Genomic DNA, 16,215 nt, shown 5'->3' with positions numbered 1-16,215 from the left:
GCGATGAGCCTCGCCGTCCGCGTCATCCCGTGCCTCGACGTCGCCGCCGGGCGCGTCGTCAAGGGCGTCAACTTCCAGAACCTCCGCGATGCCGGCGGCCCGGTCGAGCTCGCCCGCCTCTACTTCGAGCAGGGCGCCGACGAGCTGACCTTCCTCGACGTGACCGCGACGGTCGACGACCGCTCCACCACCTACGACGTGGTCCGCGCGACGGCCGAGCAGGTCTTCATCCCGCTGACGGTCGGCGGCGGCGTGCGCGGCGTCGACGACGTGTCGCGCCTGCTCGCGCACGGCGCCGACAAGGTGGGCGTCAACTCCGCCGCCCTCGCCCGCCCGGCGCTCGTCGGCGAGATCGCCGACGTCTTCGGGGCGCAGGTGCTCGTCCTCTCGCTCGACGTCAAGCGGAGCGACGCCACGCCGTCCGGGTTCGTCGTCACGACCCACGGCGGTCGCCGCGAGACCACCGTCGACGCCCTCGCGTGGGCGGCCGAAGCCGTCGAGCGCGGGGCCGGCGAGCTGCTCGTCAACTCGATCGACGCCGACGGCACCAAGCAGGGCTTCGACCTGGAGCTGGTCGCCGCGATGCGCGAGGTCAGCTCGGTGCCGGTCATCGCCTCCGGAGGCGCCGGCGCCGTCGAGCACTTCGCGCCCGCGATCGAGGCGGGCGCCGACGCCGTGCTGGCGGCCTCGGTCTTCCACAACCGCGAGATGACCATCGACGACGTGAAGCGCGCCCTCGACGGCGCAGGCCTGGAGATCCGACGATGACCGATCCCGAGCTCGACGCCGTCCTCGACCGCGCGACCTTCGACGCCGCCGGGCTGCTGCCCGCGATCATCCAGCAGCACGACACCCGCGAGGTCCTGATGATGGGCTGGATGGACCGCGAGGCCCTGCGCCGCACGCTCACCGAGGGTCGCGTCACCTTCTGGTCGCGCTCACGACAGGAGTACTGGCGCAAGGGCGACACGTCCGGCCACGCCCAGCACGTGCGCGGAGCGGCCCTCGACTGCGACGCCGACGCGCTCCTCGTGCAGGTCGAGCAGATCGGCGCCGCCTGCCACACGGGGGAGCACTCCTGCTTCGACGTGGACCCGCTCGACGCCGTCACCTCCGAGGAGCCGTGAGCGCTCGGCGGCTCAAGTACGGGGCGATCCTCGGGATCGTCCTGCTGGCCGCGCTCGAGCTGACCTCCTCGACGCAGACGTGGTTCGTGCTGACGCTCGCCGGTGCGACCGACGGTCTGGACGTCGCGGGCACGGTGGCGGCTCCCGCGCTCTCGGCGCTCGCGCTGGCGGGTCTCGCGCTCGCTGCGGCCCTGGCCATCGCCGGTCCGGCGTTCCGCATCGTGCTCGGCCTCCTGCAGGTCGTGCTCGGCGCCTCCGTGGTCCTGGCGGCGTCGACGGCCCTCAGCGACCCGGTGCGCGCCGGTTCCTCCGTCGTCACGGAGGCGACGGCCATCGCCGGCGAGCAGTCGGTGGCCGCCCTCGTGGGATCGTCGACCGCGACCGCGTGGCCCGTCGTCGCCCTCGTCGCGGGCGCCCTGACGGCCGTGCTGGGCGTCGGAGTGCTCGCAACCGTCCGCCGCTGGCCGGACGCGCGGAAGAAGAAGCGCGTCTCCCGCTTCGAGCCCGCCGACGGCTACGGGCACGGCGCCTCGACCGTCGAGACGGACGACGGCACGATCGATCCCGTCGTCTCCTGGGACGAGCTCTCCCGGGGCGACGACCCCACATCGGGACGCTGACGACCCGCCCCGAGCGCGGGGGAGCCCTCGGGCGCGAACCGCTAGACTCGTGGGGTCCCGATGCACGTCCAGGAGGAGAACCATGAGCACCGAGCACGACGAAGACAGCCACGGCCACTCGCCGGCCGCGTGGACGGCCGTCGTCATCATGCTGGTCGGGTTCACGATCGGCACGATCGCCTTCTGGTTCGACGTCCCGCTCGTCGTGTGGCTCTCCGCCGGTCTCGTGATCGTCGGCCTCCTCGTCGGCATGGGCATGGCCAAGGCCGGCTACGGAGTGAACGGCTCCAAGGCCAACCCGAAGGCGCGCGCCTAGGTGCTCACCGATCTGACCGCCGGCGCTCTGGCCGACGCGGCGACGCGCCGCGAGACCGTCCCGCTCGCCGAGGTCGAGCGGCGAGCCGCTCTGCGCGCTCCCGCGATCGACGCCCTCGCCGCGCTGGCTCCGGGCGAGCGCGTCCGGATCATCGCCGAGGTGAAGCGGTCGAGCCCGTCCCGCGGCGCCCTCGCCGAGATCCCCGACCCCGCAGCCCTGGCGTCGCAGTACGAGCAGGGCGGAGCGAGTGCGATCAGCGTCCTCACCGAGGAGCGCCGCTTCAAGGGGTCGCTCGCCGATCTCGAGTCGGTCCGCGCGCAGGTGTCGATCCCCGTCCTGCGCAAGGACTTCATCGCCGAGCCCTACCAGGTGCTCGAGGCCCGTGCGGCGGGAGCCGATCTCGTGCTCCTCATCGTCGCGGCGCTCGAGCAGAGCGTCCTGAGCGAGCTCCACGCCCTGATCCTCGACCTCGGCATGACCCCGCTGGTCGAGACCCACTCGGCCGACGAGCTGGAGCGCGCCTCGGACCTCGGCGCCCGTCTCATCGGCGTGAACGCCCGCGACCTGTCCACCTTCGAGCTCGACCGCGACCTCTTCGGCCGCCTCTCCGAGCGCTTCCCCGCCGACGCGGTGAAGGTCGCCGAATCGGCGGTCCTCTCCGCCGACGACGTGGCCCACTACAGGCGCTCCGGCGCCGACGTCGTCCTCGTCGGGGAGGCCCTCGTCACCGGCGGCGACCCCGTTTCCACCCTCGCCAGCTTCCTGGCGCACTGACACCGACTGGCGGTACTGCCATGGCCCTCCGAGACGAACTCGGCCCCTACTTCGGCGACTTCGGCGGTCGCTACGTCCCCGAATCCCTCGTCGAGGCGCTCGATGAGCTGAGCGCCGAGTACGAGCGCACGAAGGTCGACCCCGAGTTCCACGCGGAGCTCATGGAGCTGCACCGCAGCTACACGGGCCGGCCCTCGATCATCACCGAGGTGCCCCGCTTCGCGGCGCACGCCGGCGGTGCGCGCATCATCCTCAAGCGCGAGGACCTCAACCACACCGGCTCGCACAAGATCAACAACGTGCTCGGCCAGGCGCTCCTGACCAAGCGCATCGGCAAGACCCGCGTGATCGCCGAGACCGGAGCGGGCCAGCACGGCGTCGCCACGGCCACGGCCGCGGCCCTGTTCGGCCTCGAGTGCGTCGTCTACATGGGCGAGGTCGACACCGAGCGCCAGGCGCTCAACGTCGCCCGCATGCGACTGCTCGGCGCCGAGGTCGTCTCGGTGACGACCGGATCGCGCACCCTCAAGGACGCGATCAACGACGCCATGCGCGACTGGGTGACGAACGTCGAATCGACCAACTACATCTTCGGCACGGTCGCGGGTCCGCACCCGTTCCCCGCCCTCGTGCGCGACTTCCAGAAGATCATCGGCGAGGAGGCGCGCGAGCAGGTCCTCGAGCTCACCGGATCGCTCCCCACGGCCGTCACGGCCTGCGTGGGCGGCGGCTCGAACGCCATGGGCATCTTCCACGCGTTCCTCGACGACCCCGAGGTCCGACTCGTCGGCTTCGAGGCCGGCGGCGACGGCATCGACACCCCGCGCCACGCGGCGACGATCAGCAAGGGCCGCCCCGGCGTCCTGCACGGCGCGCGCAGCTTCCTCCTCCAGGACGAGGACGGGCAGACCGTCGAGTCGCACTCCATCTCGGCGGGCCTGGACTACCCCGGTGTCGGACCCGAGCACGCGTGGCTCGCGAGCATCGGCCGCGCCGACTACCGCGCCGTGACCGACGGCGAGGCCATGGACGCGCTCAAGCTCCTCAGCCGCACCGAGGGCATCATCCCCGCGATCGAGTCCGCGCACGCCCTCGCCGGCACGCTGGTGCTCGGGCGCGAGCTGGGTCCGGAGGCGACCATCCTCGTCAACCTGTCCGGACGCGGCGACAAGGACATGACGACGGCCGCGCACTACTTCGGCCTGATGGACCAGGGAGCGGTGCAGTCGTGAGCGGAGTGGGGCCCAGCGTCGCCGAGACCGTCCGCCGGCGCAACACCGAGGCCGCAGGGGCCCTCATCGGGTACCTCCCCGTGGGCTTCCCCGACCTCGCGACGAGCATCGACGCCGCGGTCGCCATGGCCGAGAACGGCGTCGACGCGATCGAGCTCGGACTGCCCTACTCCGACCCCGTCATGGACGGTCCGGTGATCCAGCAGGCGACGCAGACCGCGATCGCCGGCGGCTTCAAGCTGCGTCACGGCTTCGAGGCCGTGCGCGAGATCCGCTCCCGCGTCGACGTGCCCGTGCTTGTCATGACCTACTACAACCCCGTGCTGCAGTACGGGGTGGAGCGCTTCGCGACCGACCTCGCCGAGGCGGGCGGGTCGGGTCTCATCACCCCCGACCTCATCCCCGACGAGGGCGCGGAGTGGATCGCCGTCTCCGAGCGCCTGGGCCTGGACCGGGTGTTCCTGGCCGCACCGTCCTCGACCGACGAGCGCCTGCGCCAGGCCGTCTCCTCGAGCCGGGGCTTCGTCTACGCGGTGTCCACCATGGGCATCACGGGAGCGCGCACCGACGTCGACACCGCCGCTCGGACGCTCGTCGACCGCCTCCGCTCCGCCGGGTCCGAGAGCGCCTGCGTCGGCCTGGGCATCTCGACGGGGGAGCAGGTCGCCGAGATCCTCGCCTACGCCGACGGCGCCATCGTCGGCTCCGCCCTGGTGCGCGCTCTCGCGTCCGGAGGAGTCGACGCCGTGGCAGAGACGGCACGCGGTCTGGCCGACGGCACGCGCCTGCGCGCCTGACGGCTCCCACTACAATCGCAGTGCCCGTCGGGGCGCGACGTCGTCGTGCCCGGGGAACCCCTCCGTTCGAAAGGTCGACGTACCGGTGTCCGTACCGCTGAGCATCCCGAGCCCGCCCGAGGCGTGGAGTCAGTACGACTTCACGCTCTTCGACCGGACCTTCTCGATCCACACCTACGCGCTGTGCATCCTCGCCGGCATCGTCGTCGCGACGATCATGACGAACGCACGACTGAAGCGCCGCGGCGCCGAGCCGTGGGTCGTGCTCGACATCATCATCTGGGCGGTCCCGCTGGGCATCGTGGGGGCGCGGATCTACCACGTGCTCACCCACCCGGGCGACTACTTCTACGACGGCGCGGATCTGCTGCGCACGCTCTACATCTGGGAGGGCGGAAACGCCATCTTCGGCGGGCTGATCGGCGGTGCCGTCGGCGCCTGGATCGGCTGCCGGTGGACCGGGGTCCGCTTCTGGACCTTCGCGGACGCGCTCGCGCCCGGCATGCTCGCCGCCCAGGCCCTCGGCCGCCTCGGCAACTGGTTCAACGTGGAGCTCTACGGACTGCCCACGACGCTGCCCTGGGGCCTCGAGGTCCCGACCTCGAACCCCGCGTACCCGGTCGGGCTGCCCGAGGGCACGCTGTTCCACCCGACCTTCCTCTACGAGATCCTCTGGAACGTCGTCGGCATCGCGGTGATCCTGCTGCTCGAGCGCCGCCTGAAGCTGCAGTGGGGCACCGTCTTCGCCGCCTACCTCATCTGGTACGGCGTCGGCCGCGTCTGGTTCGAGTCGATCCGCGTCGACCCGAGCGAGGTCTTCTGGGGCATCCGGACGAACGTCTGGGCCGCGCTGCTCGCCGTCGTGATCGGCCTCGTCCTCGTGATCGTGCAGAAGCGCGAGCACACCGGCGCGGAACCGTCCGCCTACCGCCCCGGCAAGGAGTGGAAGCCGGCCGAGGCTGCGGTAGAATTCGAGGACGTCGAGTCCGACTCGCACGCACCCACCACTGCTGCTTCCGGCGCCGGCGCCGAGAAGCCGACGGTCTCCCGCACCTGACGGAGGCCGCGGGACTCCCGCGGCCGATGATCCGGTGCCCGACAACCGCACGATCGCACTCCACGGCTCAGCCACAAGCGCTGCCGCGTGTCGTCCGTGCGGTCACGCCGACGGCGCGTGACCCCCACGACACGGCCCTCCCGATCGGGGAGCCGACCCTCCATCACCACCCTGCGGGCCAGCGACGTCCCCATCCGCCACAACTCTCGTGAGGACGGTTCCTGACATGGCACCCGCCCAGCCCTCGCCCCGCGTCCCCGTCGTGCCGTTCCTCGGCACTCCGCCCGCCCAGGGCATGTACGACCCTGCGGCCGAGAAGGACGCCTGCGGTCTCGCGATGGTCGCCACCATGCGCGGCACCGCCGGGCACGACATCATCGACGCGGCCCTCGACGCCCTGCGCAACCTCGAGCACCGAGGCGCGGTCGGCTCCGATGCGGGCACCGGGGACGGCGCCGGCATCATCACGCAGATCCCGGACGACTTCCTCCGTGCGGTCGCGGCCTTCGAGCTGCCGCCGCTCGGCCAGTACGCCGTCGGCAACGCGTTCCTCCCGGTCGACGTCTTCGAGCGCGAGCGCGTCAAGTCGACGATCGCCGACATCGCCCGCGAGGAGAGCCTCACCGTCGTGGGGTGGCGGTCCGTCCCGGTGCAGCCGGACGAGATCGGCACGCTCGCGCGCGCGGCGATGCCCGCGATCGAGCAGCTCTACGTCCGCAGCGACCTCACCGACGAGTCCGGGACCCCGCTCTCCTCGGTGCGCCTGGACCGGCTGACCTTCCGCCTGCGCAAGCGCGTCGAGCGCGAGCTCGAGGTGTATTTCATGTCGCTCTCGAGCCGCACGCTCGTCTACAAGGGCATGGTGACGACGCTCCAGCTCGAGCCGTTCTACCCGGACCTCCAGGACGAGCGCTTCACCTCGAAGCTCGCGCTCGTGCACTCGCGCTACTCGACCAACACCTTCCCGTCGTGGCCGCTCGCGCAGCCGTTCCGGATGATCGCGCACAACGGCGAGATCAACACGGTGCAGGGCAACCGCAACTGGATGCGCGCACGCCAGTCCCAGCTGAAGAGCAAGGAGCTCGGCGACCTCTCGCCGCTGTTCCCGATCGTCTCTCCCGGGCGCAGCGACTCCGCCTCGTTCGACGAGACCGTGGAGCTGCTGAACCTCGCCGGCCGCTCGCTGCCGCACGCGATCATGATGATGGTGCCGGAGGCGTGGGAGAACCAGGCCGCCGCGATCGACCAGAAGCGCCGCGCGTTCTACGAGTACCACTCGATGCTCATGGAGCCGTGGGACGGCCCCGCCGCCATCGTCTTCACCGACGGCGAGCTCGTCGGCGCCACCCTCGACCGCAACGGACTCCGTCCGGGACGCTACGTCGTGACCGATGACGGCCTCGTCGTGCTCGCGAGCGAGATCGGCGTGCTCGACATCGACCCCGCGAAGGTGGTCCGCAAAGGCCGCCTCCAGCCCGGACGCATGTTCCTGGTCGACACCGAGCAGGGCCGCATCGTCGAGGACGAGGAGATCAAGGGGCAGCTCGCCGAGTCCGGTCCCTTCGAGGAGTGGCTCGACAAGGGCCGGATCAACCTCAAGGACCTGCCCGAGCGCGAGCACATCGTGCACACGCCGGCGTCCGTCAACCGCCGTCAGCGCACGTTCGGCTACACGGAGGAGGAGGTCCGCCTCCTCCTGCTGCCGATGGCGAAGGCCGGCGCCGAGCCGCTCGGAGCGATGGGCTCCGACACGCCCGTCGCCGTGCTGTCCAAGCGCCCCCGTCTGCTGTTCGACTACTTCACCCAGGCGTTCGCGCAGGTCACCAACCCGCCACTCGACTCCATCCGCGAGGAGGTCGTCACGTCGCTGCGCCTCGGGCTCGGCCCGGAGCGCAACCTGCTGTCGGCCGGGGCCGAGCACGCCCGTCAGGTCGTCCTCGACTTCCCGGTGATCGACAACGACGAGCTGGCCAAGATCCAGCACATCGCTCCGCGTCCGCTCAGCCACATCACCACGACGATCCGCGGCCTCTACCGCGTCGACGCCGGTCCCCGCGCCATGCAGGACCGCATCGACGAGATGTGCAGCGAGGCCGACGAGGCGATCGCGGCCGGTGCGCAGTTCCTCGTGCTGTCGGACCGCGACTCCACGAAGGACCTCGCTCCGATCCCGTCCCTGCTGATGCTCGCGGCCGTGCACCACCACCTGATCCGCACCGAGAACCGGATGCGCGTCGGGCTGGTCGTCGAGGCCGGCGACGTCCGCGAGGTGCACCACGTCGCGACCCTGATCGGCTACGGTGCGTCCGCCGTCAACCCGTACCTCGCCATGGAGACCTGCGAGCAGCTCGTGCGCAGCGGCATGCTCTCGGACATCTCGCCCGAGAAGGCCGTCAAGAACGTGATCAAGGCGCTCGGCAAGGGCGTGCTGAAGATCATGTCCAAGATGGGCATCTCGACGGTGTCGAGCTACGCGGGAGCGCAGACCTTCGAGGCCGTCGGCCTCAGCCAGGCCTTCGTCGACCAGTACTTCACGGGCACCGTCTCGAAGCTCGGCGGCATCGGGATCGACGTCGTCGCCGAGGAGAACGCCGCGCGCCACCGCGCCGCGTACCCCGAGGACGGCGCGGTCGTCGCGCACGAGCGCCTGGCCGTCGGCGGCGAGTACCAGTGGCGCCGCGACGGCGCCCCGCACCTCTTCAACCCCGACACCGTCTTCCGGCTGCAGCACTCCACGCGCAACCGGCGCTACGACGTGTTCCGCGAGTACACGAAGATGGTCGACGACCAGGCGAGCTCGCTCATGACCCTCCGCGGCATGTTCACCCTCGACACCGAGGGGCGGACGCCCGTGCCGATCGACGAGGTCGAGCCGGTCGAGTCGATCGTCAAGCGCTTCTCGACCGGTGCGATGAGCTACGGCTCCATCTCGCCGGAAGCGCACGAGACGCTCGCCATCGCGATGAACCGCCTCGGCGCCAAGTCGAACACCGGCGAGGGCGGCGAGGACACGGAGCGACTGCTCGACCCCGAGCGCCGTTCCGCGATCAAGCAGGTCGCCTCGGGCCGCTTCGGCGTCACGAGCATGTACCTCACCCACGCCGACGACATCCAGATCAAGCTCGCCCAGGGCGCGAAGCCCGGCGAGGGCGGTCAGCTGCCGCCGACCAAGGTGTACCCGTGGATCGCGCGCACCCGTCACGCGACCGCCGGCGTCGGCCTCATCTCGCCGCCCCCGCACCACGACATCTACTCGATCGAGGACCTCAAGCAGCTGATCTTCGACCTCAAGCGCGCGAACCCCTCCGCCCGCATCCACGCCAAGCTGGTCAGCCAGTCCGGCATCGGCGCGGTCGCGGCGGGAACGGCGAAGGCCCTGGCCGACGTCATCCTCGTCTCGGGCCACGACGGCGGCACGGGCGCGAGCCCGGTCAACTCGCTCAAGCACGCGGGCACGCCGTGGGAGCTCGGTCTCGCCGAGACGCAGCAGACGCTCATGCTCAACGGCATGCGCGACCGCGTCGTGGTGCAGGTCGACGGTCAGATGAAGACCGGCCGCGACGTCGTGATCGGCGCGCTGCTCGGAGCCGAGGAGTTCGGCTTCGCGACCGCTCCGCTGATCGTCGAGGGCTGCATCATGATGCGCGTCTGCCACCTCGACACCTGCCCCGTCGGCGTCGCCACGCAGAACCCGGAGCTGCGCAAGCGCTTCTCGGGCAAGCCGGAGTTCGTCGTCAACTTCTTCGAGTTCATCGCCCAGGAGGTGCGCGAGTACCTCTCGCAGCTCGGCTTCCGCAGCATCGACGAGATCGTCGGCCACCGCGAGCTGCTCGACGTCAACCAGGCGATCGAGCACTGGAAGGCGAGCGGCCTGGACCTCACGCCGATCCTCGTCGGCCCCGTCTTCACGGCCGAGGAGCCGCGCCGCCACGGCCGCGCCCAGGAGCACGAGCTCGAGAAGCACTTCGACAACGAGCTCATCCGCCTCGCGGCGAACGTGCTCGATCACCGAGGCACCGTCAGGATCGAGCGCGAGATCAAGAACACCGAGCGCGCGGTCGGAACCATGCTCGGTCACGAGGTCACGGTGCGCTACGGCGAGAACGGCCTGCCGGCCGACTCCATCGTCGTGTCGCTGCGCGGCTCCGCCGGGCAGTCTCTCGGCGCCTTCCTCCCCGCGGGCATCACCCTGCGGCTCGAGGGCGACTCGAACGACTACGTCGGCAAGGGCCTCTCGGGCGGCCAGATCGTGGTGCGGCCCGACCGCCGCAGCACCTTCGACGCCTCGACCAACGTGATCGCGGGCAACGTCATCGGCTACGGGGCGACCCAGGGCACGATGTTCATCCGCGGCATGGTCGGCGAGCGGTTCCTCGTCCGCAACTCCGGGGCGACGGCGGTCGTCGAGGGCGTGGGCGACCACGCGCTCGAGTACATGACCGGCGGCCTGGCCGTGATCCTCGGCGACACGGGTCGGAACCTCGGCGCGGGCATGTCCGGTGGCACGGCCTACGTGCACGGGCTCCAGCGCGAGCTCGTCAACCGCGACGCCCTCGCCTCCGGGGAGCTCACGCTCTCGGCGCTCGACAGCGCCGATGTCGAGATGCTCCGCGACCTTCTCGAGCGCCACGTCGCCGAGACCGAGTCCACCCTGGCCCAGGGCATGCTCGACGATTTCGACGGAACCGTCTCGCGTTTCGTCAAGGTACTGCCCCGCGACTTCGCCGCGGTGCTCGCGACGCGTGCATCCGCTGTCGAAGAGGGGCTCGACCCCGACGGCGACGTCGTCTGGGGACGGATTCTGGAGGTGACCGGTGGCTGATCCCAAGGGGTTCCTGAAGGTGCAGGACCGGGAGCTGCCCAAGCGGCGCCCGGTGTCCGTGCGGCTGATGGACTGGAAAGAGGTGTACGAGCAGGGCGATCCCGCCGTGCTGCGACGCCAGGCCGGACGCTGCATGGACTGCGGCATCCCGTTCTGCCACAAGGGCTGCCCGCTCGGGAACCTGATCCCGGAGTGGAACGACCTGATGTGGCGCGGCGAGGGCCGCCAGGCCATCGAGCGCCTGCACGCGACGAACAACTTCCCGGAGTTCACGGGCCGGCTCTGCCCGGCTCCGTGCGAGTCGTCGTGCGTGCTCGGCATCAACCAGCCCGCGGTCACGATCAAGCAGATCGAGGTCTCGATCATCGACCAGGCCTTCGGCAACGACTGGGTGCAGCCGCACCCGCCCGAGCGCCTCACCGGCAAGACCGTCGCGGTCGTCGGTTCCGGCCCCGCCGGCCTCGCCGCTGCTCAGCAGCTGACCCGCGCGGGCCACACCGTCGCCGTGTACGAGCGCGACGACCGCATCGGCGGACTCCTGCGCTACGGCATCCCGGACTTCAAGATGGAGAAGAAGCACCTCGAGCTGCGGCTGAACCAGATGAAGGCCGAGGGCACCCGCTTCCGCGCGGGCGTCGACATCGGTCAGGACATCACCTGGGACGATCTCCGCGCGCGTTACGACGCAGTCGTGGTCGCGACCGGTGCCCTCGTGCCGCGCGACCTGCCGATCCCGGGCCGCGACCTCTCGGGCGTGCACTTCGCCATGGAGTACCTCGTGCAGTCCAACCGCGTGCTCGCGGGCGACACCGTCTTCGAGCAGATCAGCGCGGAGGGCAAGCACGTCGTGGTCCTCGGCGGCGGCGACACCGGAGCCGACTGCATCGGCACCGCGCACCGCCAGAAGGCCGCGTCCGTCACCAACCTGGCGATCGGCAAGCAGCCGCCGTCGGAGCGACCGGACAGCCAGCCCTGGCCGATGGACCCGACCGTGTTCGAGGTCTCGAGCGCCCACGAGGAGGGCGGCGAGCGGATGTTCCTGGCCTCCACCGTGGAGTTCCTCTCGAACGAGGTCGGCGAGGTGCGCGCGGTGCGCGTCGCCGAGACCGAGTACCTCGACGGGCGCCGCGTCCCCAAGAGCGGCACCGAGCGCGAGATCCCGGCCGACCTGGTCCTGCTGGCCCTGGGCTTCACCGGCCCGGAGTCGGACCGCCTGGCAGGTCAGCTCGCCGTGCCGTTCACGGACCGCGGCAACGTCGACCGCGGCGCCAACTTCGAGACGACCGCCCCCGGCGTGTTCGTCGCCGGAGACGCGGGCCGCGGCCAGTCCCTCATCGTGTGGGCGATCGCCGAGGGCCGCTCCGTCGCGGCCGAGGTCGACCGCTACCTCGAGGGCACCACGCAGCTCCCCGCGCCCGTCGGCCCGAACGACCGCGGCTTCACCCTCTAGTCGCGCCGAGGCGATAGTCTCGCGCTGGCAATCCCTGCTCACCCTCCCCGCTAACGACGCGCCTCCGGGCGCAGAACAACGGAGCACCCCCTCAATGAGACGAGCGAAAATCGTCGCCACCCTCGGCCCGGCAACGTCGTCGTACGAGACCATTCGTGCGATCATCGACGCCGGCGTGGACGTGGCCCGCATGAACCTCAGCCACGGCAGCTACGACGTCCACGAGGGCATCTACCGCATCGTCCGCAAGGCGGCCGACGACGCCGGACGCGCGGTCGCGATCCTGGTCGACCTCCAGGGCCCGAAGATCCGCCTCGGCAAGTTCGAGGGCGGCCCGTACGCCCTCGCCGAGGGTGACGTCTTCACCATCACGACCGAGGACGTCGTGGGCACCAAGGAGCTCTCGGGCACCACGTTCAAGGGCCTGCCCGACGACGTGAACCCGGGCGACATGCTCCTCATCGACGACGGCAAGGTCGCGGTCCGCGTCACGGCCGTCGAGGGCCCCCGCGTCGTCACCGAGGTCGTCGTCCCCGGCAACGTCTCGAACAACAAGGGCATCAACCTGCCCGGCGTCGCGGTGAACGTCCCCGCGCTGTCGCAGAAGGACGAGGACGACCTCCGCTGGGCGATCCGCCTGGGAGCCGACATCATCGCGCTGTCCTTCGTCCGCAACGCCAGCGACATCACCCGCGTGCACGAGATCATGGCGGAGGAGGGCCGCAAGGCTCCCGTCATCGCCAAGATCGAGAAGCCGCAGGCGGTCGACAACCTGCAGGAGATCATCGACGTCTTCGACGGCATCATGGTCGCGCGCGGCGACCTGGGCGTCGAGCTGCCCCTCGAGGCGGTCCCGATCGTGCAGAAGCACGCCGTCGAGCTCGCGCGCCGCTGGGCCAAGCCGGTCATCGTCGCGACCCAGATGCTCGAGTCGATGATCGAGAGCCCGCGCCCCACCCGCGCCGAGGCCTCGGACGTCGCGAACGCGATCCTCGACGGTGCCGACGCGGTCATGCTCTCGGGCGAGACCAGCGTCGGAGCCTGGCCGGTCGTCACCGTCCAGACCATGGCGCGCATCGTCGAGTCGACCGAGGAGCACGGCCTGGAGCGGATCCCCCCGCTCGGCAGCAAGCCGCGCACCCAGGGCGGATCCGTCACGCTGGCCGCCGCCGAGGTCGCCGAGTTCGTCGAGGCGAAGTTCCTCTGCGTGTTCACCGAGTCGGGCGACTCCGTGCGCCGCATGACCCGCCTGCGCCACGGCATCCCCATCATCGGCTTCACGCCGGAGCCGGCGGTGCGACGCCGCATGGCGCTGAACTGGGGCGTCCAGTCCTTCGTGACCCCGCGCGTGAACCACACCGACGCGATGTTCGCGCAGGTCGACGCCGTGCTCCTCAACAAGGGCCTCGCCAAGCCGGGCGAGACGGTCGTCGTCGTCTCCGGATCGCCCCCCGGGCGCGCCGGCACCACGAACGACATGCGCGTGCACGTCGTCGGCTCCTCCAGCTCGGTGGAGCCCGTGGAGAACTGGGACCACTGAGTTCCTGAAGGGCCCGGTCGCTTCGCGACCGGGCCCTTCGACGTTCTCCTCGTTCCTCGTCGATCGTCGCGCGGTCGGCTACCGCGCATGGGCGCCGGGGGAGGAGCGGGTCGCGTTCCGGGTACGACGATCCGCTCGCACGCGGATCGCCGGTGACCCTGCGAGGGGCGAGGACGGTCGTCCGCCGCACTTCGGGAGCAGGAGCTGAGGTCGCCACCCCGGCTGGTCGGGAGGCGCGCGGCGCCTGGACCCGGAGTCCGCGGTGCCTCTGCTGGTCGAGGAGGCGCGCAGCGCCGTATCGAGGCCCGCGTCCGCCCGGGTGTCGGATTCCGCTGGCGCGGGCGTGCTGGTGGCCGCTCCGCCCGAGGGAGGCGGGAGGGCGCGGGTCGGCGTTGCTCGCTCGTGCTCCGTCGCGTTCGGGACCGAGGGCGGGAACGGCTCTCGAGGCCGCAACGGACCCCGCGGGCTCTCTCGACCTCGGTTGCGGACGACACCGTGGGTGCCGAACGGTCGCAGAGCGGCGGCAGCCGTGGCCCTCCGGCGCGTCAGGCGGGCGTCCGGGGCGTGGCCGCGTGTCCGGAGCGCTGTCGCCGCCGCGCTACCGTGGGCGCATGCGACTCGGCGTGCTCGACATCGGCTCCAACACGGTCCACCTGCTCCTCGTCGACGCTCATCCCGGAGCCCGCCCCGTCCCGTACCGCTCGCACAAGCGCAGCCTCGCGCTGGTCGCCTACCTCGACGCCGCAGGAGACATCACTGAAGAGGGTCAGCGCGAGCTGATCTCGTTCGTCGCGGAGGCGCGCGACGTCGCTCGCGAGCACCGCGCCGAGGACGTCCTCGCGTTCGCGACCTCGGCGATCCGCGAGGCGGGCAACGGCGCGGAGGTCCTCGCCCGTGTCCGCGAGGAGACCGGCGTGCACCTCCAGGAGCTCGGCGGAGAAGCGGAGGCATCCGCCACCTTCCTGGCCGTTCGACGCTGGTTCGGCTGGGGCGCCGGCTCGATCCTCGATCTCGACATCGGCGGCGGCTCGTTCGAGCTGTCGATGGGCGTGGACGAGGTGCCGGAGCTGGCCGTCTCGGTGCCGCTGGGCGCGGGACGCGTGACGCGCGACCTGCTGCAGGGCGACCCTCCGTCGGCCGTGAGCGTCAAGGCCGCACGACGGCACGCCCGTGATCTGCTCGCCGACCCCGCCCGCGCGTTCCTCGCGCTGGGCCGTCCCGATCTGGTGGCCGGCACGTCGAAGACGTTCCGCTCGCTCGCGCGCATCACCGGCGCCGCTCCGAGCGCCGCGGGCCCCCTGGTGCGCCGCGAGCTGCACCTCGTCGACCTGCGGCTCTGGAGCTCGCGACTGGCGGCGATCAGCGCGGCCGACCGCTCCGCGCTGCCCGGGGTCTCCTCCCTCCGCGCGCCGCAGTTGCTCGCCGGCGCCCTGGTGGCCGAGGCCGCCATGGACGCGCTCGGCGTCGAGAAGCTCGTGATCTGCCCGTGGGCCACCCGCGAGGGGCTGATCATCCGCCGTTTCGAGCTCCTCGACGCGCAGCTGCAGCGCGAGGACCTTCAGCTGAGCGCGATGCTGTAGGAGAAGGCCCGCTGCTCGCCCGGTGCCAGCACGAACTGCCCGGGCTTGTCGACGATGTCGCCGTCCCAGCCCGCCGGGGTGGGGATGCTGCGCCAGGGCTCGATGCAGACGAACGGGGCGCCGACCGGCTTCCAGACGCCGACGACGTCGAAGTCACCCGCGTCGACGGTGATCGAGCGGGCTCCGTCGGCCTCGAGGGTCATCACGCGGCGCTTCGGCGTGTCGAAGATCACCGCGTCCTGCTCGAACCAGGCGTCGTCGACGACGAGAGCGCCGTCCTCGAGCGGCGAGGGGAAGCGCGGGTCCGCGAGCAGGTTCCCCGGCGCGCGGCGGAAGCCCTCGGGCTCCTCCTCGGCGAAGCGGATGCGGTGCTCGCCGCTCCCGCCCGGGAGCGGCAGCGCGAACGCCGGGTGGTTGCCCACTGACGCGCCCAGCGGCCCGGTTCCGCGGTTCTCGACGGTCTGCGTGATGCGCAGCGTCGATCCGGTGACGGCGTAGGCGACGAGCAGAGTCCAGTCGAACGGGAAGACCTCGCGGGTCGCGGCGTCACTGCGCAGTCGGAACACGGCCTCGTCGCCCGAGCCGCCCGCGAGCTCGAACACCCGATCGCGGGCGAAGCCGTGCTGACCCATCGGGTAGGAGACGCCGTCGTGGTGGAGGGTGTCGTCGGGCAGGCGGCCGATGATCGGGAACAGGACGGGCGCGTGCCGCCGCCACTCCGGGCCCGCCTGCCAGAGGTACTCGAGCCCGGCGGCGTCGCGCAGCGAGGTGAGCTCGGCTCCGGCCGTGGTGACGGAGACGCGGAGCTCGTCGCTCCCGATCTCGAGGCGGACGGGGCTGGGGGAGTCGCTCGTGGTCATGCGACGATTCTCCTCGCCGCCGCCGTCCTGCGGGGGACCG

At 71.4% G+C, this 16,215-nt stretch carries 13 protein-coding genes; 12 read left to right on the top strand and 1 reads right to left on the bottom strand.

Annotated elements, in window-relative coordinates:
* Nucleotides 1-3: 3 nt before the first annotated feature.
* The 12 genes from hisF to IOC53_RS01625 all read left to right on the top strand — a co-directional run bounded on the left by hisF (nt 4) and on the right by IOC53_RS01625 (nt 15,315).
* On the top strand, nt 4-768 hold the full coding sequence (gene hisF / locus IOC53_RS01680; RefSeq protein WP_207402651.1) for an imidazole glycerol phosphate synthase subunit HisF: 765 nt from the start codon (nt 4-6) through the stop codon (nt 766-768).
* Nucleotides 765-1,127, top strand: coding sequence for a phosphoribosyl-AMP cyclohydrolase (hisI, locus tag IOC53_RS01675; protein WP_207402650.1), 363 nt, complete (start codon nt 765-767; stop codon nt 1,125-1,127). The genes hisF and hisI overlap by 4 nt, the downstream gene beginning before the upstream one ends.
* The gene (locus IOC53_RS01670) at nt 1,124-1,747 is read left to right on the top strand and encodes a Trp biosynthesis-associated membrane protein (protein WP_207402649.1); all 624 of its coding nucleotides are present in this window, start codon (nt 1,124-1,126) and stop codon (nt 1,745-1,747) included. Before hisI ends, IOC53_RS01670 begins: the two co-directional genes overlap by 4 nt.
* Nucleotides 1,748-1,829: 82 nt before the next feature.
* Entirely contained in the window at nt 1,830-2,063 is a 234-nt protein-coding gene (locus IOC53_RS01665) for a DUF6704 family protein (protein WP_056867205.1), read from the top strand.
* The gene (trpC, locus tag IOC53_RS01660; RefSeq protein ID WP_207402648.1) at nt 2,064-2,837 is read left to right on the top strand and encodes an indole-3-glycerol phosphate synthase TrpC; all 774 of its coding nucleotides are present in this window, start codon (nt 2,064-2,066) and stop codon (nt 2,835-2,837) included. It begins immediately after the preceding gene.
* Between the two features lie 20 nt (nt 2,838-2,857).
* Nucleotides 2,858-4,069, top strand: coding sequence for a tryptophan synthase subunit beta (gene trpB, locus IOC53_RS01655; RefSeq protein WP_207402647.1), 1,212 nt, complete (start codon nt 2,858-2,860; stop codon nt 4,067-4,069).
* A complete protein-coding gene (gene trpA, locus IOC53_RS01650; protein WP_207402646.1) occupies nt 4,066-4,866 on the top strand; it encodes a tryptophan synthase subunit alpha in 801 nt (266 codons plus the stop codon). The genes trpB and trpA overlap by 4 nt, the downstream gene beginning before the upstream one ends.
* Nucleotides 4,867-4,951: 85 nt before the next feature.
* Nucleotides 4,952-5,923, top strand: coding sequence for a prolipoprotein diacylglyceryl transferase (lgt, locus tag IOC53_RS01645; protein WP_307786023.1), 972 nt, complete (start codon nt 4,952-4,954; stop codon nt 5,921-5,923).
* A gap of 226 nt (nt 5,924-6,149) precedes the next feature.
* Complete coding sequence (gene gltB / locus IOC53_RS01640; protein WP_207402645.1) at nt 6,150-10,745, top strand: glutamate synthase large subunit; 4,596 nt, start codon at nt 6,150-6,152, stop codon at nt 10,743-10,745.
* Nucleotides 10,738-12,195, top strand: a complete 1,458-nt coding sequence (locus IOC53_RS01635) for a glutamate synthase subunit beta (RefSeq protein WP_207402644.1) — start codon at nt 10,738-10,740, stop codon at nt 12,193-12,195. The genes gltB and IOC53_RS01635 overlap by 8 nt, the downstream gene beginning before the upstream one ends.
* A gap of 94 nt (nt 12,196-12,289) precedes the next feature.
* A complete protein-coding gene (gene pyk / locus IOC53_RS01630) occupies nt 12,290-13,735 on the top strand; it encodes a pyruvate kinase (protein ID WP_056867201.1) in 1,446 nt (481 codons plus the stop codon).
* Between the two features lie 611 nt (nt 13,736-14,346).
* Nucleotides 14,347-15,315, top strand: coding sequence for a Ppx/GppA phosphatase family protein (locus tag IOC53_RS01625; protein WP_207402643.1), 969 nt, complete (start codon nt 14,347-14,349; stop codon nt 15,313-15,315).
* On the opposite strand, the gene IOC53_RS01620 is transcribed toward IOC53_RS01625, so the two are convergent.
* The gene (locus tag IOC53_RS01620) at nt 15,294-16,175 is read right to left on the bottom strand and encodes an aldose 1-epimerase family protein (RefSeq protein WP_207402642.1); all 882 of its coding nucleotides are present in this window, start codon (nt 16,173-16,175) and stop codon (nt 15,294-15,296) included. The genes IOC53_RS01625 and IOC53_RS01620 overlap by 22 nt on opposite strands.
* Nucleotides 16,176-16,215: the final 40 nt, after the last annotated feature.

The sequence above is a fragment of the Rathayibacter sp. SD072 genome, from assembly GCF_017355185.1.
Taxonomy (GTDB): domain Bacteria; phylum Actinomycetota; class Actinomycetes; order Actinomycetales; family Microbacteriaceae; genus Rathayibacter.
This window is presented reverse-complemented; position numbering and strand designations above follow the sequence as displayed.